Genomic DNA, 19,606 nt, shown 5'->3' with positions numbered 1-19,606 from the left:
TCACAGGACGTTCCCTCACAGGACGCCGGTCCACCGGCAGCCCGTCGGCGCGGACTGCCAGCCGCGGCCGTAGCCGTGGACGAGCGGCGGGGGGTCCCCCGGCAGCCCGCCGAAGTTGCCCCTCGGCTGCTTGTGCACGTGCTGCTCCTGCCCGTCGGCGTCCACGAACGTGACGACGATGCGGTACGGCGCGTAGCGCTCCCGCCGGTCCACCGCCGGGACCTGTTTCGGCAGATCGAGTCGCATGGTTCTTCCTCGGGTCGGGCGGGACCGGACCGGTCACGGAGTGGCGGCCCGGTCCCGCCGGTGACGCGGGACTCAGATCGGCAGGACCTGGCTGAGGAGGCCGCCGAGGAACCCGCTGGCGGCCGCGCCGCCGGAGGCGTCGGAGCCCTCGGGGTGCTTGCCGCGCTGGACGGGTGCGGACTGCTGCGGGAGCTGGAGCCGGAGCTGTCCGGCGGGGGACCGGCGGGGCGTCTCGGCGCCGCCGTCCTCGTGGGCTCGGGTCTCGTTGAACATGGTGTGCTCCTTACCTTTTATCTCCTGTTTCGCGGCGTGAGGGCCTCAGAACGGGAGGATGTCCGGGAAAAAGCTGGTCAGCAGGCCGCTGGCCGCCGCGCCGCCGGAGGCGTCGGAGCCCTCGGGGTGCTTGCCGCGCTGGACGGGTGCGGACTGCTGCGGCAGCTGTAGCCGGAGCTGTCCGGCCGGGGACCGGCGGGGCGTCTCGGCGCCGTCGTCCTCGTGGGTCCGGGTCTCGTCGAACATGGTGCGGTCCCTTCCTTTCGTCTCCTGTCGCGGAACGGGAGGTCCTCACTCGGGGAGTGGGGTCCTCAGATCGGGATGATGTCGCCGAGCAGGCTGCCCAGCAGGCCGCTGGCGGCCGCGCCGCCGGAGGCGTCGGAACCCTCGGGGTGCTTGCCGCGCTGGACGGGTGCGGACTGCTGCGGCAGCTGCAGCCGGAGCTGTCCGGCGGGGGAACGGCGGGGCTTGTCGCCGGTGTCGGGGGTGGTGTGGGTCTCGTCGAACATGACGGTTTCCTTTCTCTTCTCTCCTGACCGGTCGCGGGGTTCCCGTCAGACGGAGACGCCGTGGCTGGCGTAACACATCTGCCGGGCGGGGCCGGTCATGGTGGCGCAGGAGGACATGGCTGCCTCGGCGCCGGTACGGGTGTCCCCGGCTCCGGCTCCGGGGCCCTCGCGTCGGACGGGGCGGGCCTGGAGCGGCATGGCTCCTGGTCGGTTGCGGCGGGTGTCCATGGCGGTGTCTCCTCTCGGGGGTCGGCGGCTTCAGAGGGAGCCGAGGAACGTGTGGACCGGGGCGAGGGTGACCGGCAGCTCGTCGCTCACGTCGACGGTGAACAGGTACGAGAGCCGGGACCTGCGCTCGTCCTCCGGGTCGTAGAAGGTCACGGTCACGTCCTGGCAGTCCGAACCGACCCTGCAGTAGGGGCTCTTGGTGACGGTGATGGTGTCGAGCGCGTACAGGTTCTTGGTGGAGCCCGGCACCTTGCTCGCGGACAGCAGCCCTTCCTTGATCTTGTCGCCGAACAGGAAGGCGTTGGTGCCCATGTAGTTGAGCGCGCGGTCGGCGGAGGTCTGCCCCAGGTTGCGGAACTGGTAGTAGATCTTGTCGAGGAAGGCGCGGATCGTCAGCTTCAGCTCGGCCTCGTCGCGGACCTTCACCTTGGTCTGCTGCTTCGGGTCCTTGGGCTGCTCCATCTCGGAGTCCTTCTTGACCTGGTCGAAGACGGCGTCGACGAGTGCCGCCTCGTTCCACGTGTACAGGCCGCGGCTCTTCACCTCGACCACCGGCACGATCTGGCCGGAGTAGAGGCGTGTGGTCCGGTCGGTGAGGACTCCGGGCACGGAGACGCGGGAGATGTATCCGTCGCGCTCCTGCTCGTCGTCCGGGTCGAGGGCCTGGCCCCAGATGGCGTCACGGAAGACCCGGTACACCGTCGACACCGGCGGATTCGCGAACAAGTTGAACAGGTCGGCGTCCGTCCTGCCCTTCTCGGTGGCGATGCGGGCCGGTGCCTTGCGGGCCTTCTGGGCCTCCACCGGAGGGACGAGCGGCTCGCTCCAGTCCATGCCGGCGGCGGGCTCGGCCTCCAACGCGTACACCGTGGCGCCGTCCATGGTGAGGGTCCAGGTGACCTTGTCGGAGACCCAGGGGGCGCTCGCGAGGTAGTCGCGGAGCTGGCGGGGGCTGTACGGGTCGGGTGCCTGCTCGACGGCCTTGCCGTCGACCGTCACCTCGACGTACGGCATCTGCTGCCGGAAGCTGTCGCGGCGCGCCTCGGTCGGGTAGTCGAAGCCGATGGTGCCGATGACGTAGATCAACTGCCGTGGGGACGCGCCTCCACTGCCGCCGCAGCTGCACGCGGCGGGGTCGCCACCGCAGCCACAAGAGGGGCGCACTCCGGCGCTTGTAGTGGCGTGAGGAGCGTGAACGGGGGGCGCAGTGGGGCTCGGTGCGACGGGTGCGACGGGTGCGGCGGCCGCGGCGACGGCTTGAACCGGGGGCGCCAGGGCCGGGGCGGGCGGTGCTTGGACCGGTCCCGGGGCGGGCGGCGCGGCCGGCGCCGGCGGGACCGGGGGCGGGGGAGGCGCGCCACCGTCGGCAGCGACGCCCGCCGGTACGGGCGGGGCCACCGGTACGGGTGCCGCGGGCTGCGCGGGTGCGGGTGCCGCGGGCGCGGCGGGTGTCCCGTACGGCGCGGGGGTCTCGTACGCGGCCGGGGCGACGCTCGGCGCGGGGGCCTCGGACGGAGTGGGGGCGGCTGCGGGAGTGGTCACGGCTGTCTCCTCTTTCCTGGTCGTGATGAGGGCGTACGCCCGGGGGGCGTCGAGGCTGCCGCCGAGTCCCCGGCGGCAGGCCGGGGTGTCCGGGTCGGCGCAGTCGGCGGGTGCGGTGGCCGTCGCGAGCAGCGCCTGCCCGGCGGCCTTCGGGTCGGCCGTCCCGCCGCCGGCCAGCTGGGCCGCGACGAGCAGCGCCGCGGTGCCGGCCACGAGGGGGGTGGCGAAGCTGCTCCCCGTCAGGGAGGCGAGGCCGCCGCCGGGTGCGGCGCCCTCGATGTCCTGCCCGGGGGCGAGGAGTCCGTGGGTCCGGAAGGCACCGCCCCAGTTGCTGATGTCGAGCGGGGAGCCGTCGGCCGCGGCGGCGCCGACGGCCAGGACGGAGGGGACGGCGGCGGGGACCTGGAGGGTGTCCGCGCCGTCGTTGCCGACGGCGGAGACGACCAGGACACCCTGGTCCTCGCAGAGCCGCAGGGCCCGTTCGAGGAGGGCGTCGGCCTGGCCGGCGTCGGTCCGTTCGCCGCCGCTGATGTTGATGACGTGGGCGCCTTCCTCGACGGCGCGCTCGATGGCCCGGGCCAGGTCCATCTGGGGGACCCGGCCGTTTCCGCCGTCGGGGAAGACGGGGAGGAGCAGGCCGCGGCAGTGCGGGGCGATCCCGGTGACGGGGGTGCCGGGCATGCCGAACAGAAGGCTGGCCACGTGGGTGCCGTGCAGCGACATCGGGCCGGAGCCCGCGGGCTCCTGCACCAGCGTGACCAGGCGCGTGAGATCCGCGCCGGCGAAGCAGGGGTGGGACAGGTCCACGGGGCCGTCGAGCAGGGCGACGCACACCCGAGGGTCGCCGTACGGCTCGTCCGGCCGTGGGCGGAGTTCTCCCAGGACTGCCCGAGGCTTCATCTCGGACCTGCCTTCCGTGCCCGAGGGCACCGCGTGCGGAAAGGCTTCTCGGTCCGACCCTGGGGTGTCGATGTCGGCGGTTCGTCACCCGGACTGTGCAAGCGGCGTCCCCAGAGCGTTTCCGGGGCGTTGCCGGTCCGTCCGAGGGGCCGTTTGGCCGCCGGTCAGCCCCGGTGGAACAGCGCGCCGGACCGCGCTCCGAATACCCGCCCGGCCGGTCGGGGCGGCACCGGGGACGCGGATGGCGGGGGCGGTGACGTGCGGTTGCGCGGATGCGTGATCCACCGGCCGGTTGCACAGTGAGGGTGTGTCATCGAACGGCGTATACCTCGAACTGCTCGGTGCCTTCGAGCTCTCTTACGCCGGATGCCGTATCCCCCTCCCCTCGGGGGCGCAGCGCCTGTTGGCGCTCCTCGCCGTGCATGCCGCCGGCGTCTACCGGGGTGCGGCAGCCGAGCGGCTCTGGCCCGACTGCAGCCCGAACAGGGCCTCGGCGAACCTCAGGACCGCCCTGTGTCACGGGCGGCGGGCGGGTCCCCTGCCCACGGTGGAGTGCGTGGACCGCCGGCTGCGGCTCGCGCCCGTGGTGGAGGTGGACCTGCACCGGGCGCGGTCCCAGGCGCAGGACGCGATAGGCGACGGGCCGCCACCCGACGACCCCGAGGCGCTGTCCGCCCTGCTCGGGGAGGAGCTGCTGCCGGAGTGGCCGGACGAGTGGCTCGTCCTGGAGCGGGAGCGCTGGGACCAGGTGCGGCTGCACGCGCTGGAGAGCCTGGCGCAGCGGCTGCGGCGGGACGGGGAGTATCTGGCGGCGCTGCAGACGGCGCTGACGGCGACGGAGATCGACCCGATCCGGGAGACGGCGCACCGCATCCTCATAGAGATCCACATCGCGGAGGGCAACACGGCCTGTGCGGTGAAGCGTTACAAGGCGTACCAGCGGTTGCTGCGGCGGGAGTTGGAGGTGGAGCCGTCCCCGCTGATGACGCGGCTGGTGCAGGATCTCACCTCGGCCTGAGCGTCACCCGGGGTTCCGGCCGTCACGTCAGCGCGGCGGCGATGGCGCGGGCGCATTCCAGGGACTCGGCGCGCGTCGTGTCGACCTCCAGGTCGTACTCCACGCCTTCGTGCACGATCAGGGCCTGCTGCGCCGCCATTCCGCCGGTCCGGTCCCCGCGGGCGATCTCGCGTCCTTCGGCGACCTCGCTGTCGCACCGGACGCCGACCCACAGCACGGGCAGGTCGCCGAGGGCCTCGCGCCAGCGCCGCTGGGAGGCGGCCCCGCCGAGGAAGACGTCGTCGACGACGATCCTGGCACCGGCCCGGGCCATCGCCACGAGCCCTCCGGCCCAGGCGGCCTCCAGGGCCCGGAAGTCGGCGCCGACGCTGACGCCGCCGTCCGCGTCGAAGACGATCCCGCTGTCGGAGTCCTGCATCTTCGCGGGCAGGGCGTCGACGAAGGAGTCGACCCCGAACGCCAGCCACGGTTCGGGCAGTACGGCCTGGAGGCACCGTACGATCCCGGACTTGCCCGAGCTGGAACCGCCGTTGAGGATGATCATCCGTGTCGTCACCGCGCCACCCTAGGGGGCGCGGTGACGACCCGCAGCCGATTTCCGCCGGTCCTCAGCAGCTCGCTTCGGCGGGCTGTTCCGTCCGGTGGCCGGCCGCGCTCGAAGTCACCACGCGGGACGTGGACTTGTGGAGCCTGAGGGCCACCGCCGCCGTGGCCAGGCCGAGGGCCGTCATGGCGGCGCCCGCCCAGGCCGTGGAGGCGTAGCCGAGGCCGGCGTCGATGACGGTGCCGCCGAGCCAGGGGCCGCCGGTGTTGCCGAGGTTGAAGGCGGCGGTGGTGGTGGCTCCCGCGAGGGTGGGGGCGGCGCCGGCCACGTTGAACATGCGGGCGTTGAGGGCCGGGGCGGTGTAGAAGGCGGAGACGCCGAGGAGGAAGGTCAGGAGGACCGTGGCGATCGGGCTGGGGGCGAGGAGGGCCAGCGCGATCAGGAAGACGGTCGAGGCGGCGATGCCGCTGAGCAGCACCCCGAAGAGGTGGGCGTCGGCGACGCGGCCGCCGATCGTCGTACCGACCAGGGCGCCGATGCCGAAGAGTCCGAGGACGGCGGAGACCCAGCTCTTGTCGAGGCCGGAGACGTCGGTGAGGAGCGGGGCGAGGTAGGAGAAGGCGCAGAAGACGCCGCCCGCCGCGAGCGCCGTGATCGTGACGGCGAGGAGGACCTGCCGGTCGCGGTAGATGGCCAGCTCCCGCTTGAGGCGGGGCCTGGTCTCGGGGAGCGGGATGTGCGGGATGCGGGTCACGACGCCGACGAGCGCGATCGCGGAGGCCGCGCCGACCGCCCAGAACGCCGAGCGCCAGCCGAGGTGGTCGCCGAGGAACGCGCCGGCCGGGACGCCGAGGACGTTGGCGATGGACAGGCCGCCGATCATGACGGCCATGGCCCTGGCGCGGGAGCCGACGGGCACCATCGCGATGGCGACGGCGGCGCCGACCGCCCAGAAGCCGGCGCAGGCGAGGGCGCTGACGACGCGCGAGGCGAAGAGGACGGTGTAGTTCGGGGCCAGCGCGCCGGCGATCTGGCCGAGGCCGAAGACGGTGATGAGCGCGACCAGGGTCGTCTTGCGGGGGAGCCGGAGCGTCGCCACGGCGAGCAGCGGCGCGCCGACGACCATGCCGATCGCGAAGGCGGAGATGAGCAGTCCGGCGCGGGGGATGGAGACGTTCATGTCCTCCGCGATGGGCGGCAGGAGTCCGGAGAGCATGAACTCGCTCGTGCCGAGCGCGAAGACGGACAGGCCGAGGATGTACACGGCCAGAGGCATACGGGTGGGGGGTATCGCCTCGGGGGTGGACGGGGCGGCGGTCGCGGTGGCGGTCGTGCGCTCGGCCGAGGGGGGCGGCATGACATGCGTCAACCTGTGGTTTGTTGCTGTCATTCCATGGAGGTCGGACTTCTCGGGATGTGAGACGGTCAGCCGCCGGTGGTCAGCTCCGCCAGTTCGCGCTCCAGGTTCTCCCGGGCGCGCTCCTCCCAGACCGCCGCCCCGTAGGGGGTGCGGAAGAGGCGGGGGAGGCCGAGGAGGTGGCGGAGGACGGCCGCGCGGCCTGCGCGGAAGTCCGCCTCCGGGACGAAGGAGTACTCCTCGCGCACCGCAGCCGTATACCCCCCGTACGTATCGGGGTCGGTGGCCAGGATCGCGAGGTCGGCGTCGCAGAGCGTCTCGCCGTTGAGGTCGCCCGCGGCCGGGTCGTGGGTGGTGGTGAGCCGGACCAGGCGGGCCACCTCGGCCACCTCGTGCGGGGTGAGGCCCGCTTCGGCGAGGGCCTTCTCGGCCAGGACCGCCGAGCGTTCCTCGTTCTCCGAGCGGTCCGGGCGGTAGACGGCGTCGTGGAACCAGGCGCCGAGCCGTACGAGCTCCAGCTCGCCGCCCTCCCCGCCCTGGTCGGCGAGCTCGTCGATGCGGTCGAGGACCGCCCTGAGGTGGTCGACCGTGTGGTAGCGGCGCTGCGGTTCGGCCCAGCGGGACAGCAGGTTCTGGCCGTACGGGGCGGGGTCGGGGCCCTCGTGGCCGGCGCGGGCGGCGAGCAGCGTGGCGTTCCAGCGTCGGAGGAGTGCGGGGTCCTGGTCTGCGGTCATGGGGGCATTCTGCCCGGCCGGGGGTGCGGAGGGAGTGCTTCCCACGCGCCCTCATCTCACTCTTACATACCCCCCATGGGTATGCTACGGTGCTCCGCACAGGTACCCCCTAGGGGTATGCAGCAGCGAGTGAAGGGTCAGGGCAATGTCAACCGTCAATCCCCGGCGCTGGTGGGCACTTGTCGTGCTCGCCGCCGCTCAGTTCATGGTCATCATGGACACCTCGATCATCGGGGTCGCGCTCCCCGAGATGCAGAAGGACCTGGGCTTCACGCAGGGCGAGCTCCAGTGGGTCTTCAACGCCTACGTGATCGTCTTCGGTGGCCTGCTGCTCCTCGGCGGACGCCTCTCCGACCTCGTCGGAGCCCGGAAGATCTTCGTCACCGGCTGGGCCGTGATGATCGCCGGCTCGGTTCTCGCCGCGGCCGCCCAGACCGCCTGGGTCGAGATCGCCGGTCGCGCCGTGCAGGGCGTCGGCGGCGCGCTCATCGCGCCCTCCGCCATGACCCTGCTGATGATGCTCTTCATGCACGACCCGAAGGAGCTCGGCAAGGCGATGGCGCTCTACGGCGCCGCCGCTCCCGCCGGCGGCACCGCGGGCGTCTTCCTCGGCGGCGTCTTCACCGAGTGGGCCGCCTGGCAGTGGGTCTTCATCATCTACATCCCGATCGGCCTCGCGACCCTCGCCGCGACCAGGCTCCTCCCGAACGTCGAGTCCCGCCGCGGCTCCGTCGACGTCCTCGGCGCCGTCGCCGTCACCGCCGGTCTCGCGCTCGCCGTCTTCGCCGTCGTCCGCGCCCCCGAGGTCGGCTGGGGCTCCACCGCGACCATCCTGGAACTGGTCGGCGCCGCGGTGCTCCTGGCCCTGTTCTTCGCGATCCAGAAGAGCATCCGCGAGCCGCTCATGCCGCTCAGCGTCTGGCGGGTCCCGCGCCTCGGCTCGGCCAACCTGGCGATGACGCTGCTCGGCGCCGCCTGGATCCCGATGTGGTACTTCCTCAACCTGTACCTCCAGCAGGTCCTGGGCTACGGCGCCTTCGCCTCCGGTGCCGCGCTGCTCCCGATGACCGTGCTCCTCATGATCTTCATGACGGCCATCACCGCCCGGCTCATGATGAAGGTCGGCGCCAAGCCGCTCATCGGCATCGGCCTGCTGCTCCTCGCCGCCGGACTGGTCTGGCTCGCCGCCGTCCCGCCCACCGGCACCTTCCTGGTCGACGTCCTGCCCGCCTCGCTCGTCGCCGCGCTCGGCATGTCCCTCGCCTACATCCCGGCGATGATCGCGGCCATGTCCGGCGCCCCGCAGGAGCAGGCCGGCCTCGCCTCCGGCATCGTCAACACCACCTACAACGTCGGCTCCGCGCTCGGCCTCGCCGCGCTCACCGCCGTCGCCATGTCCCAGGGAGCCGACCAGCTCGGCAACCTCCCGAAGCTGACCGACGGCTTCTCGGCCGCCTTCATCGGCGCCGCGATCATCGCCGCCGTCGGCGGTGTCGTCACCCTCCTCGTCATGAAGGGCGACAAGGCGGTCGCGGCCGAGGCCGCCGCCGCCCCCGCCCCCCAGGGCGAGAAGGTCTCCGCCTGACCCCGCCCCGAAGGGGCCGCCCGATGTCCGCCCCCGGACGTCGGGCGGCCCCTTTTCCGTATCCGGAAAGGACAGAGCCGTGGAACTGAACACCCGTGCCGTGCACGTCGTCAACGAGCCCTTCCCGAGCGGCAGCAGGCCGCTCTCCGTGCCCCTCGTGCAGTCCTCCGCCTTCGCCTTCGACTCCGCCGCCGACCTCGCCGACGCGATGGCCGGCCCCGACGGGCGGTACGTCTACAGCCGCCGCGGCAACCCGACCGTGCGGGCCCTGGAGCAGACCCTCGCGGGGCTCGAAGGAGGAGAGGGGGCGATCGCCTTCGCCTCCGGCATGGGCGCCCTCAGCGGCGTGCTCCTCGCCCTGCTGCGGCCCGGCGACCGGGTGGTCGCCCAGCGCTGCCTGTACGGCGGGACGCACGCGGTCCTGTCGGACCTGGCCGAGCGGTACGGGATCGAGGTCGTACGGATATCCGGCGATGACCCGGCCGAGCTGACGGACGCCGCCGTGCACCCGGCCACCCGCCTCCTCGTCCTGGAGACGATCGCCAACCCCACAGGCCAGGTCCCCGACCTGCCCGGGCTCCTCGCCGCCGCGCGCGCCCTCGGGGTCACGAGCCTGGTCGACAACTCGCTCGCCTCGCCCGTCCTGTGCCGCCCCCTGGAGCTCGGCGCCGACATCGTCGTGCACTCCACCACCAAGTACCTCTCCGGGCACTCCGACGTGCTGGGCGGCGCGGCCGTCTTCGCCGACGGGGCGCTGCGCCGCCGGGTGTGGCCCCGCACGGTCGAACTCGGCGCCTGCGCCGACCCGTTCGCGGCCTGGCTCACCCTGCGCGGGATCCCCACGCTGCCCCTGCGGATGCGCGAGCACTGCGCCAACGCCGCCGCCCTCGCCGAACTGCTCGCCGCGCACCGCGCGATCGGGTCCGTGCACTACCCGTGGCGCGCCGACCATCCCTCGTACGGCATCGCCCGGAAGGTCCTGGCCGGCGGTGGCGGGCTGCTCTCCTTCCGGCTCGCCGGGGGCCGGGAGGCGGGCCGGGCCTTCATCGAGCGCGTACGGCTCGCGAAGCTCGCGCTCTCGCTCGGCGGCGTCGAGACGCTCGTCGCCCATCCGGCGTCCACGTCCCACCGCGAGCTGGACGAGAACGAGCTGGCGGCGGCGGGGATCGCTCCCGGCCTGGTGCGGATGTCCGTCGGCATCGAGGACGTGGAGGACCTGTGGAAGGACATGGAGCAAGCCCTGTGACGAAGGGCCCTCCGGGCCCTTCTTTTGGGTTGACAAAATAATGGAGTGATTCGTAGATTTGGAGGTGCCAGGAAAAGACCACTCCTAGGTCAAGGGGGGCGCGCGATGCGCTACTTCGAGGACTTCCGGCCCGGCGACGTCCATGAGCTGGGCACCGTCACCGTCACGGCGGAGGAGGTGCTGGAGTTCGGCAGGCGCTTCGACCCGCAGCCCTTCCACACGGACCCCGAGCTCGCGAAGGACTCCCCGTTCGGCGGTCTGATCGCGAGCGGGTTCCACACCCAGTCCATGTTCATGCGCCGCTACGTCGACGGACTGCTCGCCTACAGCGCCTGTACGGGCTCGCCCGGCATCGACGAGGTCCGCTATCTGCGGCCCGTGCGCCCGGGTGACGTCCTCACCGCGCGCGTCGAGATCCTCGGCTCCACCCCGTCGCCGTTCAATCCCGCCACCGGCACCGTCAAGCCGCGGTGCACGCTCGTGGCCGCCGACGGGACGGCCGTGTTCAGCATGATCCTGCACAGCATCTTCCGCCGGCGCCCCGCCGACTCCGAGGCCGGCCATCTGTCGTCGATGCCCGCGGCCGAGGACCCCGTCGCCTGCGTGCGACCGGCCAAGAACTGTGTCCCGGCCATGAGCGCCTGACGAACCGTCCTTCGTCGGGCCCCTGAACACGGCCGTCCGTATCTCCGCAACCCAACCGAAGGGGGACCTCCTGTGGAGGCCGTATCCCGCACCGCCCAGTGGACCGCCGCCGCGCGCGCCCTGGAGACCGAGCGCGAGGACCGGCTGTTCGCCGATCCCTACGCGCGCACCGTCGCCGACGAGACCGGCTTCGAACTGCTCGCGCGCTACGACGGGGGCGGCATCGTGCCGTTCCTCGCCATCCGCACCACCTACCTCGACCGGGCCGTCGTGAAGGCGGTGGAGGAGCGCGGCATCCGCCAGGTCGTCTTCCTCGCCGCCGGCATGGACACCCGCTTCTTCCGGCTGCCCTGGCCCGACGGCGTCACCGTCTACGAACTCGACCGCCCGGCCCTCCTGGAGGCCAAGGCCGAGATGCTCAAGGACGAGCCGCAGCCCGCGGGACGCACCCGGGTCACCGTCCCCGTCGACCTCACCCAGGACTGGACCGGCCCCCTGAAGGAGGCCGGCTGGAAGAGCGAGGAGCCCGTCCTGTGGGTGGTCGAGGGCCTGCTGTTCTTCCTGCCCGAGCAGGCCGTACGGACCCTCATCTCGACGCTCTCCGCGCACGCCGCGCCCGGCTCCGTACTGCTCGGCGACGTCATCTCGAAGTCCGCCCTGGAGAACCCCCTCGCCCGCGGCTTCATGAAGGCCCTGGAGGAGGACGGCAACCCGTGGCTCTTCGGCACCGAGGAGCCCGAGACGCTGCTCGCCGACTGCGGCTGGGCCGTACGGGAGGTCAAGCAGCCCGGTGAGGACGGGGCCGCCTTCGACCGCTGGCCCTACCCGGTGCCGGCCCGCTCCGTCCCGCGCATGCCCCGCTCCTTCCTGTTCACCTGCGACACGCCCACGTTCGAGGAGGGGAAGGCCGCATGAGCGCCCACGACTTCCACCAGCGGGTCATCACCGACGCGGGCGCGGCCGTCCGCGGCCTGACCGTCGCCCTCGGCGAGCGCCTCGGCCTCTACCGGGCGCTGGCCGCGCAGGGACCGCTCACCGCCGGGCAGCTCGCGGCGGCGACCGGCACGAACGAGCGGTACATCGAGGAGTGGCTGCACGCCCAGCTCTCCGCCGGGTACGTCGAGCGGCACCCCAGCTCCCGCACGTACACGCTCCCCGCCGACCACGTCGAGGTCCTCGCCGACCCGAAGGCCGTCACCTACGCCGCCGGGTTCTTCACCGCCCTCAAGGCGCTGTACGCGACCGAGGACCTGCTCGTCGAGGCGTACCGCACCGGCGACGGCGTCGGCTGGGCCGAGCACGACGCGGCCCTCGACACCGGCATGGGCTCCTTCTTCCAGCCCACGTACGAGCACAAGCTCGTCGCCGACTGGCTGCCCGCCCTGCACGAGGTCACCGGCAAGCTCGCCGCCGGCGGCACCGTCGCGGACGTCGGCTGCGGTGTCGGCCACACCACCCTCCTCATCGCGAAGGCCTTCCCGAACGCCACCGTCCACGGCTTCGACTACTCCGAGGAGGCCATCTCGATCGCGCGGGAGCTCGCCGAGGAGGCCGGCCTCTCCGACCGGGTCGTCTTCGAGGTCGCCTCCGCCGACGACTACCCGGGCTCCGGCTACGACCTGGTGTGCTTCTTCAACGCCCTGCACGACATGGGCGACCCGGTCGCCGCCGCCCAGCACGTCCACAAGTCCCTGGACGCGGACGGCACCTGGATGCTCGTCGAGTCCAACGTCTCCCCGCAGGACATCGACACGCAGACCCCCGCCGCCCGCATGTTCATGGCCCTGTCCGCCGTGATGTGCCTGCCGGTCGCGGTCGCGCAGCGCGGCCCGCACGCCCTCGGCAACCACTCCGGCGAGAAGGCCTTCCGCGGCATCGCCGAGGAGGCCGGCTTCACCCGCTGGCGGCGCGCCACCGAGACCGCGGTCAACGCGGTCTACGAAGTCCGGCCGTAGTCCCCTTCCCAAGGAGTCGCATCATGGGCGTCACCGCCCCCCTGCCCGTCACCGACCGCTTCATGGAGGTCCTGGAGCGTCTCAGCGAGCGCTCGGTCGAGGACTACTACAACCCGTACCAGACCTTCCAGTGGCCCGAGACGCTGGAGGAGAACCGTTTCTGGATGACGCCGGAGCTGCTCACCGTCCACGGCACCGAGCACTACGACACCCTCGGCGAGGAAACGCTTCAGCGCCTCTCGAAGTGGGAGTCCATCAACTTCTACAGCCTCAACGTGCACGGCATCCGCGAACTCCTCATCGAGGTCGTCGGCCGCATCCACATGCCGGGCTTCGAGGTCCCCTCGGACTTCTTCCACCACTTCATCGGTGAGGAGAACGAACACATGTGGTTCTTCTCCGAGTTCTGCCGGCGCTACGGCCACAAGATCTACGGCTCCACCGCCATGCGCGCCGACGCCGCCTGGGAGCCCGAGGTCGAGAACTTCCTCGTCTTCACCCGCATCCTCTTCTTCGAGGAGCTCGTCGACCACTACAACTCCCGGATGGCGAAGGACACCTCCCTCTGCCACACCATCCGCGAGGTCAACCGCATCCACCACCAGGACGAGTCCCGCCACATCGCCTTCGGGCGCGAGCTGGTCTCCCTGCTGTTCCAGCGGATGTGCCAGGCCGTGAGCGCCGAGCGGGTCCGCGAGGTCGAGGCGTACCTCAAGCGGTACGTCGTCTACAGCATCAACTCCCTCTACAACCCGCACGTCTACCGCGACGCCGGCATCGCCGACCCGCTGGCCCTGCGCAACGCCCTGGTCGCCGACGAGAGCCGCCGCCCGCACGAGCGCAAGGCGATCCGCAAGCCGCTCTCCTTCTTCCTCAAGACCGGGATCTTCTCCGACGACACCCTGCCCGTCGTCTGAGCCCCTCCCTGGAACCTCCCTACCGAGAGGTGCACCGACCATGACCGTGACGACCCCCGAGAGCATCGGGGACACGAGGGGCCTGCCCGCCCTCGGCCCGGAGGGGACCCGCCTGCTGCGGCTCCTCGACGACACCTTCGAGGGCTGGGGAGTGGCAGCGGGCGCCCGCCCCATGACCATGCCCCCGCTGCTCCCGGCCGCCGACCTGGCCAAGCTCGACTACTACGACAACTTCCCCCACCAGGCCGTCGTCGCCGCCCCGCTCGACCTGGAGCGCCGCGCGACCACCCCCTTCGACACCACCGCCGGCCGCTTCCCGAGCGACGCACTCGAACCCGCCGCGCTCGGACTGCCCTCGGCGTCCTGCTACGCCGTCTACCTGACCCACCAGGGCACCCAGGTCGCCGACGACACCCTCGTCACGATCTGCTCCTGGTGCTTCCGCAAGGAGACGCACTACGAGGGCATGCGGCGCCAGCTCGGCTTCCGCATGCGGGAGATCGTGGCCATCGGCGGCCGCGAGCACGCCGAGAACCACCTCGCCGAGTTCACCACCCGCATCCAGTCCTTCGCGGCGGCGCTCGACCTGCCGCTGCGCCGGGAGGCGGCCTGCGACCCCTTCTTCGACAAGGGCAGCTCCAAGGCGGTCCTCCAGCGGCTCACGCCGGTGAAGTACGAGTTCCTGTACGAGGACCTGGCGATCGCCTCGGTCAACACGCACCGGAACTTCTTCGGCGACCGCTGCGACATCACGCTGGCGTCGACCGGCGGACCGGCCTTCACCAGCTGCGTCGCCTTCGGCCTGGAGCGATGGCTGTCGGCGCTGACCCGCCGCCACGGCAGCTGGGAGTCCGCCACCCAGGCGGTGCTCGACGCCTCCCGAGGGGCGTCGGCCGGCGCGAGCGGCGCGGCCGGGCCGGTGATCTGACGTGCCGGCCCGTCCCGCCGCCCCGCCGGCGGGCGGCCTGGGGTGGGCGAACCTCGGCATGGACATCGTGTCCGTCAACCGTGTCCGCAGGCTCCTCGCCCAGTACGGGGAGCGGTTCTTCGAGCGGATGCTCACTCCCGGCGAGCTCGCCGACTGCCGTACCTCCTCGGGGCTCGACGTCCTGAGCCTGTGCGGGCGGATCGCGGCGAAGGAAGCGGCGTTCAAGACCTTACGGGTCAGAGGCAGGTTCCTGCCGTGGCCGGACATCGTCGTGCGGCGCTCCGAGGGCGGCTGGCCGCTCGTGGAGCTGCACCGGGCGGCCGCCGAGATGGCGGCGGAGTCCGGCATCACCGAGATCACCGTGTCCATCAGCCACGACGTGGACTACGCGGTCGCGGTCGCCGCGCCGATCATCGCCCCCACCCCCTACGTATCCAGCAGTAGCTAACAAGGAGAGCAACCATGGCCGACGGCCTGCAGACGGTGAAGAACTGGATCCTCGAGCGTCACCCCGAGCGCGACGACATCGCGTCCGACCTGGACCTGATCGAGAACCGGCTCATCGACTCGCTGTCCTTCGTCGAGTTCGTCTTCCTCCTGGAGCAGGAGAGCGGCACCGCCATCCAGATGGAGACCCTGGAGGTCGACTCCATCCGCACCCTCGGCGCCATCGAGCAGCACTTCTTCAAGACCCCGGCGGAGGCCCAGGCATGAGCCGCCGCCTCTTCACCTCGGAGTCCGTGACCGAGGGCCACCCCGACAAGATCGCCGACCGGATCAGCGACACCGTCCTCGACGCGCTGCTCGCCGAGGACCCCCACTCCCGGGTCGCCGTGGAGACCCTGATCACCACCGGTCAGGTCCACATCGCCGGCGAGGTCACCACCTCCGCGTACGCGCCGATAGCCCAGCTGGTGCGCGAGGCCGTCCTCGACATCGGCTACGACTCCTCCGCGAAGGGCTTCGACGGCGCCTCCTGCGGCGTGTCGGTGTCCATCGGCGCCCAGTCGCCGGACATCGCGCAGGGCGTCGACACCGCGCACGAGGCCCGCGTGGAGGGCGCGGACGACGAGCTGGCGGCCCAGGGCGCCGGCGACCAGGGCCTGATGTTCGGCTACGCCTGCGACGACACGGCCGAGCTGATGCCGCTGCCGATCGCGCTCGCCCACCGCCTGTCGCGGCGGCTCACCGAGGTCCGCAAGGACGGCACCGTGCCGTACCTGCGCCCCGACGGCAAGACGCAGGTCACCATCGAGTACGACGGGGACCGCCCGGTCCGCCTCGACACGGTCGTCGTCTCCTCGCAGCACGCGGCCGACATCTCCGTCGAGGGCCTGCTGACCCCGGACGTCCGCGAGTACGTCGTCGAGCACGTCCTGAAGCAGCTCGTCGAGGAGGGCGTCAGCCTGGAGTCCGACGGCTACCGGCTGCTGGTCAACCCGACCGGGCGCTTCGAGATCGGCGGCCCGATGGGCGACGCCGGACTCACCGGCCGGAAGATCATCATCGACACGTACGGCGGGATGGCCCGGCACGGCGGCGGCGCCTTCTCCGGCAAGGACCCGTCGAAGGTGGACCGCTCGGCCGCGTACGCGATGCGCTGGGTCGCGAAGAACGTCGTCGCGGCCGGTCTCGCCCGCCGCTGCGAGGTGCAGGTCGCGTACGCGATCGGCAAGGCGGAGCCGGTCGGCCTCTTCGTGGAGACCTTCGGCACCGGCACCCTGCCGGACGAGAGGATCCAGGAAGCCGTGTCGGCCGTCTTCGACCTGCGGCCGGCGGCGATCATCCGAGACCTGGACCTCAAGCGGCCGATCTACGCGGCGACCGCGGCGTACGGCCACTTCGGCCGCGAGCTCCCCGAGTTCACCTGGGAGCGCACGGACCGCGTGGAGGCCCTGAAGAAGGCGGCGGAGGCCTGACCCATGCGTATCGCTGTCACGGGATCCATCGCGACCGACCATCTGATGACCTTCCCCGGCCGGTTCAGCGAGCAGCTGCTCGCCGACCGGCTCGACCGGGTCTCCCTGTCGTTCCTCGCCGACAACCTGGAGGTCAGGCGCGGCGGAGTGGCAGCGAACATCGCCTTCGGGCTCGGTGTCCTCGGCCTGCGGCCCGCCCTCGTCGGCGCGGTCGGCGCCGACTTCGAGCCGTACCGGGTCTGGCTGAAGGACCACGGTGTGGACACCGACTCGGTGCGCGTCAGCGCGTCGCTCCACACCGCCCGCTTCGTCTGTACCACCGACCGGGACCAGAACCAGATCGCCACCTTCTACGCGGGGGCGATGGCCGAGGCGCGCGAGATCGACCTCCGCGAGGTCGTGGCGCGCACCGGCCGGCTGGAACTGGTCCTGGTCTCCCCGGACGACCCCGAGGCCATGCTCCGGCACACCCGCGCCTGCCGTGACCTGGGGATCCCCTTCGCCGCCGATCCGTCGCAGCAGCTGGCGCGGCTCGACGGGGGGGAGGTGCGGGAACTGGTGGACGGGGCCCGGTTCCTGTTCACCAACGAGTACGAGACGGCTCTCCTCCTGGAGAAGTCCGGCTGGACCGAGGGGGAGGTGCTGCGGCGCGTCGGCACCTGGGTCACCACCCACGGCGAGGCGGGCGTCCGCATCCGCGGCGAGGGCCGCGGCCCGCTGGCGGTGCCGGCGGTGGAGGTCCCCGCGGTCGTCGACCCGACCGGCGTCGGGGACGCGTTCCGCTCCGGGTTCCTCGCGGGGACGCTGTGGGGCGTGCCCGAGCGGTGCGCGGCGCAGCTGGGCTGCGCGGTCGCGGCGACCGTCCTCGACTCCGTGGGGACGCAGGAGTACCGGCTGCACCGGGACTCCCTCCTGGACCGGATCAGGACGACGTACGGCGTCGGCTGCACGGCGACGCTCGTCACCCATCTGAGGGGGCTCACATGAGGCGTTCCCTGCGGGAGGAGTTCGCGACGCGGGTCGTCGTCGCCGACGGGGCGATGGGCACCATGCTCCAGGCCGCCGACCCGTCGATGGACGACTTCCGGAACCTGGAGGGCTGCAACGAGATCCTCAACCTCACGCGCCCCGACATCGTCGCCTCCGTCCACGACGCCTACTTCTCGGTCGGCGTGGACTGCGTGGAGACCAACACCTTCGGGGCGAACCTGGCCGCGCTCGCCGAGTACGGCATCGAGAACCAGGTGTACGAGCTGTCCGAGTCCGGCGCCCGGATCGCCCGCGCCTCCGCCGACGCCCACACGGCCGCCGACGGGCGCCCCCGCTGGGTCCTCGGCTCCATGGGGCCCGGGACGAAGCTGCCGACCCTCGGGCACGTCACGTACGAGCCCCTCCGGGACGCCTTCCAGCAGAACGCGGAAGGCCTGATCCGGGGCGGCGCGGACGCCCTGCTCATCGAGACCTCGCAGGACCTGCTCCAGACGAAGGCGGCCGTCATCGGCGCCCGCCGGGCCCTGGACTGGGTCGGCGTGGACCTGCCGGTGATCGTGCAGGTCACGGTGGAGACGACGGGCACGATGCTGCTCGGCTCGGAGATCGGGGCCGCGCTGACGGCCCTGGAGCCGCTCGGCATCGACATGATCGGCCTGAACTGCGCCACGGGCCCGGTGGAGATGGCCGAGCACCTGCGGCACCTCTCCCGGCACGCCCGGATCCCGATCTCGGTCATGCCGAACGCGGGCCTGCCGGTGCTGACCTCGGACGGTGCCCACTATCCGCTGTCGCCGGCCGAACTGGCCGACGCCCAGGAGCAGTTCGTACGGGAGTACGGCCCGGCCCTGGTCGGCGGCTGCTGCGGGACGACCCCGGAGCACCTGCGGCAGATCGTGGAGCGGGTGCGGGGCGCGGCCGTCCTCGACCGGCACCCGGTCACGGAGCCCGGCGCGTCCTCCCTGTACAGCCATGTGCCGTTCCGGCAGGACACCTCGTACCTGGCGATCGGCGAGCGGACGAACGCCAACGGTTCGAAGAAGTTCCGCGAGGCCATGCTCGAAGGCCGCTGGGACGACTGCGTCGAGATGGCACGCGACCAGATCCGCGAGGGCGCGCACCTGCTCGACCTCTGCGTGGACTACGTGGGCCGCGACGGCGTCGCCGACATGGAGGAGCTCGCCGGCCGCTTCGCGACGGCCTCCACCCTGCCGATCGTCCTCGACTCCACCGAGGTGGGGGTGCTGCGGGCCGGTCTGGAGAAGCTCGGCGGCCGGGCCGTCGTCAACTCGGTCAACTACGAGGACGGCGACGGACCCGAGTCCCGCTTCGCGCAGGTCACGGCGCTCGCGAAGGAGCACGGCGCGGCGCTGATGGCGCTGACGATCGACGAGGAGGGGCAGGCGAGGACGGCCGATCACAAGGTCGCGATCGCCGAGCGCCTCATCGAGGACCTCACGGGCAACTGGGGGATCAGGGAGTCGGACATCCTGATCGACACCCTCACCTTCACGATCTGCACGGGCCAGGAGGAGTCGCGGAAGGACGGCATCGCCACGATCGAGGCGATCCGCGAGCTGAAGCGCCGCCACCCGGACGTGCAGACGACCCTGGGCCTGTCGAACATCTCCTTCGGTCTCAACCCGGCCGCCCGGATCGTCCTCAACTCGGTCTTCCTCGACGAGTGCGTGAAGGCGGGCCTGGACTCGGCGATCGTCCACGCGTCGAAGATCCTGCCCATCGCCCGCCTGGAGCCGGAGCAGGTCGAGGTCGCACTCGACCTGATCCACGACCGGCGGCGGGAGGGCTACGACCCGCTCCAGAGGCTCCTGGAGCTCTTCGAGGGCGCGACGGCGAAGTCCCTCAAGGCCGGCAAGGCGGAGGAGCTCCTCGCGCTGCCACTGGACGAGCGCCTCAAGCGGCGGATCGTCGACGGCGAGAAGAACGGCCTGGAGGCCGACCTCGACGAGGCCCTGGCCGAGCGGCCGGCCCTGGAGATCGTCAACGAGATCCTCCTCGACGGCATGAAGACCGTCGGCGAGCTGTTCGGCTCGGGGCAGATGCAGCTGC

22 protein-coding genes are annotated in these 19,606 nt (G+C 72.0%); 13 read left to right on the top strand and 9 right to left on the bottom strand.

The features are described from left to right. Positions 1-15: 15 nt before the first annotated feature. From IE237_RS38740 to IE237_RS38715, 6 genes are all read right to left on the bottom strand, one after another. Entirely contained in the window at positions 16-246 is a 231-nt protein-coding gene (locus IE237_RS38740; protein WP_189806908.1) for a hypothetical protein, read from the bottom strand. A 72-nt stretch (positions 247-318) separates the two neighbouring features. Next, positions 319-519 (bottom strand): hypothetical protein, encoded by a 201-nt coding sequence (locus tag IE237_RS38735; RefSeq protein ID WP_189806907.1) that lies wholly within the window; start codon positions 517-519, stop codon positions 319-321. A 45-nt stretch (positions 520-564) separates the two neighbouring features. Next, positions 565-765, bottom strand: coding sequence for a hypothetical protein (locus tag IE237_RS38730; RefSeq protein WP_189806906.1), 201 nt, complete (start codon positions 763-765; stop codon positions 565-567). Between the two features lie 65 nt (positions 766-830). Beyond that, a complete protein-coding gene (locus tag IE237_RS38725) occupies positions 831-1,028 on the bottom strand; it encodes a hypothetical protein (RefSeq protein ID WP_189806905.1) in 198 nt (65 codons plus the stop codon). Positions 1,029-1,073: 45 nt separating this feature from the next. Further along, entirely contained in the window at positions 1,074-1,256 is a 183-nt protein-coding gene (locus IE237_RS38720) for a hypothetical protein (protein ID WP_189806904.1), read from the bottom strand. A 30-nt stretch (positions 1,257-1,286) separates the two neighbouring features. Continuing rightward, positions 1,287-3,698, bottom strand: coding sequence for a cyanobactin maturation protease PatG family protein (locus IE237_RS38715; protein ID WP_189806903.1), 2,412 nt, complete (start codon positions 3,696-3,698; stop codon positions 1,287-1,289). 307 nt (positions 3,699-4,005) lie between these two features. Between IE237_RS38715 and IE237_RS38710 the strand changes: the two genes are divergently transcribed. Further along, positions 4,006-4,716: an AfsR/SARP family transcriptional regulator gene (locus IE237_RS38710; protein WP_189806902.1), complete on the top strand. Its 711-nt coding sequence runs from the start codon at positions 4,006-4,008 to the stop codon at positions 4,714-4,716. Between the two features lie 22 nt (positions 4,717-4,738). Here IE237_RS38710 and cpt read toward each other — a convergent pair whose 3' ends face one another. The 3 genes from cpt to IE237_RS38695 form a co-directional block, all read right to left on the bottom strand. Further along, entirely contained in the window at positions 4,739-5,260 is a 522-nt protein-coding gene (gene cpt, locus IE237_RS38705; protein ID WP_189806936.1) for a chloramphenicol phosphotransferase CPT, read from the bottom strand. A gap of 64 nt (positions 5,261-5,324) precedes the next feature. Then, on the bottom strand, positions 5,325-6,536 hold the full coding sequence (locus IE237_RS38700; RefSeq protein ID WP_189806935.1) for a Cmx/CmrA family chloramphenicol efflux MFS transporter: 1,212 nt from the start codon (positions 6,534-6,536) through the stop codon (positions 5,325-5,327). A gap of 149 nt (positions 6,537-6,685) precedes the next feature. Beyond that, on the bottom strand, positions 6,686-7,351 hold the full coding sequence (locus IE237_RS38695; RefSeq protein ID WP_189806901.1) for an HD domain-containing protein: 666 nt from the start codon (positions 7,349-7,351) through the stop codon (positions 6,686-6,688). A 145-nt stretch (positions 7,352-7,496) separates the two neighbouring features. Between IE237_RS38695 and IE237_RS38690 the strand changes: the two genes are divergently transcribed. The 12 genes from IE237_RS38690 to IE237_RS38635 all read left to right on the top strand — a co-directional run. After that, positions 7,497-8,936 (top strand): MFS transporter, encoded by a 1,440-nt coding sequence (locus IE237_RS38690; protein WP_189806900.1) that lies wholly within the window; start codon positions 7,497-7,499, stop codon positions 8,934-8,936. Positions 8,937-9,015: 79 nt separating this feature from the next. Further along, positions 9,016-10,182 (top strand): trans-sulfuration enzyme family protein, encoded by a 1,167-nt coding sequence (locus tag IE237_RS38685; protein ID WP_189806899.1) that lies wholly within the window; start codon positions 9,016-9,018, stop codon positions 10,180-10,182. Between the two features lie 105 nt (positions 10,183-10,287). Further along, positions 10,288-10,827 (top strand): MaoC family dehydratase, encoded by a 540-nt coding sequence (locus tag IE237_RS38680; RefSeq protein ID WP_189806898.1) that lies wholly within the window; start codon positions 10,288-10,290, stop codon positions 10,825-10,827. A 72-nt stretch (positions 10,828-10,899) separates the two neighbouring features. Further along, on the top strand, positions 10,900-11,742 hold the full coding sequence (locus tag IE237_RS38675) for a class I SAM-dependent methyltransferase (RefSeq protein WP_189806897.1): 843 nt from the start codon (positions 10,900-10,902) through the stop codon (positions 11,740-11,742). Next, entirely contained in the window at positions 11,739-12,782 is a 1,044-nt protein-coding gene (locus IE237_RS38670; protein ID WP_189806896.1) for a class I SAM-dependent methyltransferase, read from the top strand. Before IE237_RS38675 ends, IE237_RS38670 begins: the two co-directional genes overlap by 4 nt. A 23-nt stretch (positions 12,783-12,805) precedes the next feature. Next, positions 12,806-13,699, top strand: coding sequence for a diiron oxygenase (locus IE237_RS38665; RefSeq protein WP_189806895.1), 894 nt, complete (start codon positions 12,806-12,808; stop codon positions 13,697-13,699). Between the two features lie 40 nt (positions 13,700-13,739). Further along, positions 13,740-14,627: a class-II aminoacyl-tRNA synthetase family protein gene (locus tag IE237_RS38660; RefSeq protein WP_189806894.1), complete on the top strand. Its 888-nt coding sequence runs from the start codon at positions 13,740-13,742 to the stop codon at positions 14,625-14,627. Between the two features lies 1 nt (position 14,628). Beyond that, positions 14,629-15,075, top strand: a complete 447-nt coding sequence (gene acpS / locus IE237_RS38655; RefSeq protein WP_148004825.1) for a holo-ACP synthase — start codon at positions 14,629-14,631, stop codon at positions 15,073-15,075. Positions 15,076-15,089: 14 nt separating this feature from the next. Then, positions 15,090-15,341: a phosphopantetheine-binding protein gene (locus IE237_RS38650; RefSeq protein WP_093874787.1), complete on the top strand. Its 252-nt coding sequence runs from the start codon at positions 15,090-15,092 to the stop codon at positions 15,339-15,341. Next, positions 15,338-16,546 carry a methionine adenosyltransferase gene (gene metK, locus IE237_RS38645; protein WP_189806893.1) on the top strand — a complete coding sequence of 403 codons (1,209 nt, stop codon included), beginning with the start codon at positions 15,338-15,340 and terminating at the stop codon, positions 16,544-16,546. Before IE237_RS38650 ends, metK begins: the two co-directional genes overlap by 4 nt. Positions 16,547-16,549: 3 nt before the next feature. Then, entirely contained in the window at positions 16,550-17,533 is a 984-nt protein-coding gene (locus tag IE237_RS38640) for a carbohydrate kinase family protein (protein WP_189806892.1), read from the top strand. Beyond that, a partial coding sequence (locus IE237_RS38635; RefSeq protein ID WP_189806891.1) for a homocysteine S-methyltransferase family protein occupies positions 17,530-19,606 on the top strand: 2,077 nt, incomplete at its 3' end. The genes IE237_RS38640 and IE237_RS38635, both read left to right, overlap by 4 nt.

This window comes from Streptomyces tanashiensis (genome assembly GCF_014648895.1).
Taxonomy (GTDB): Bacteria; Actinomycetota; Actinomycetes; order Streptomycetales; family Streptomycetaceae; genus Streptomyces; species Streptomyces tanashiensis.
This window is presented reverse-complemented; position numbering and strand designations above follow the sequence as displayed.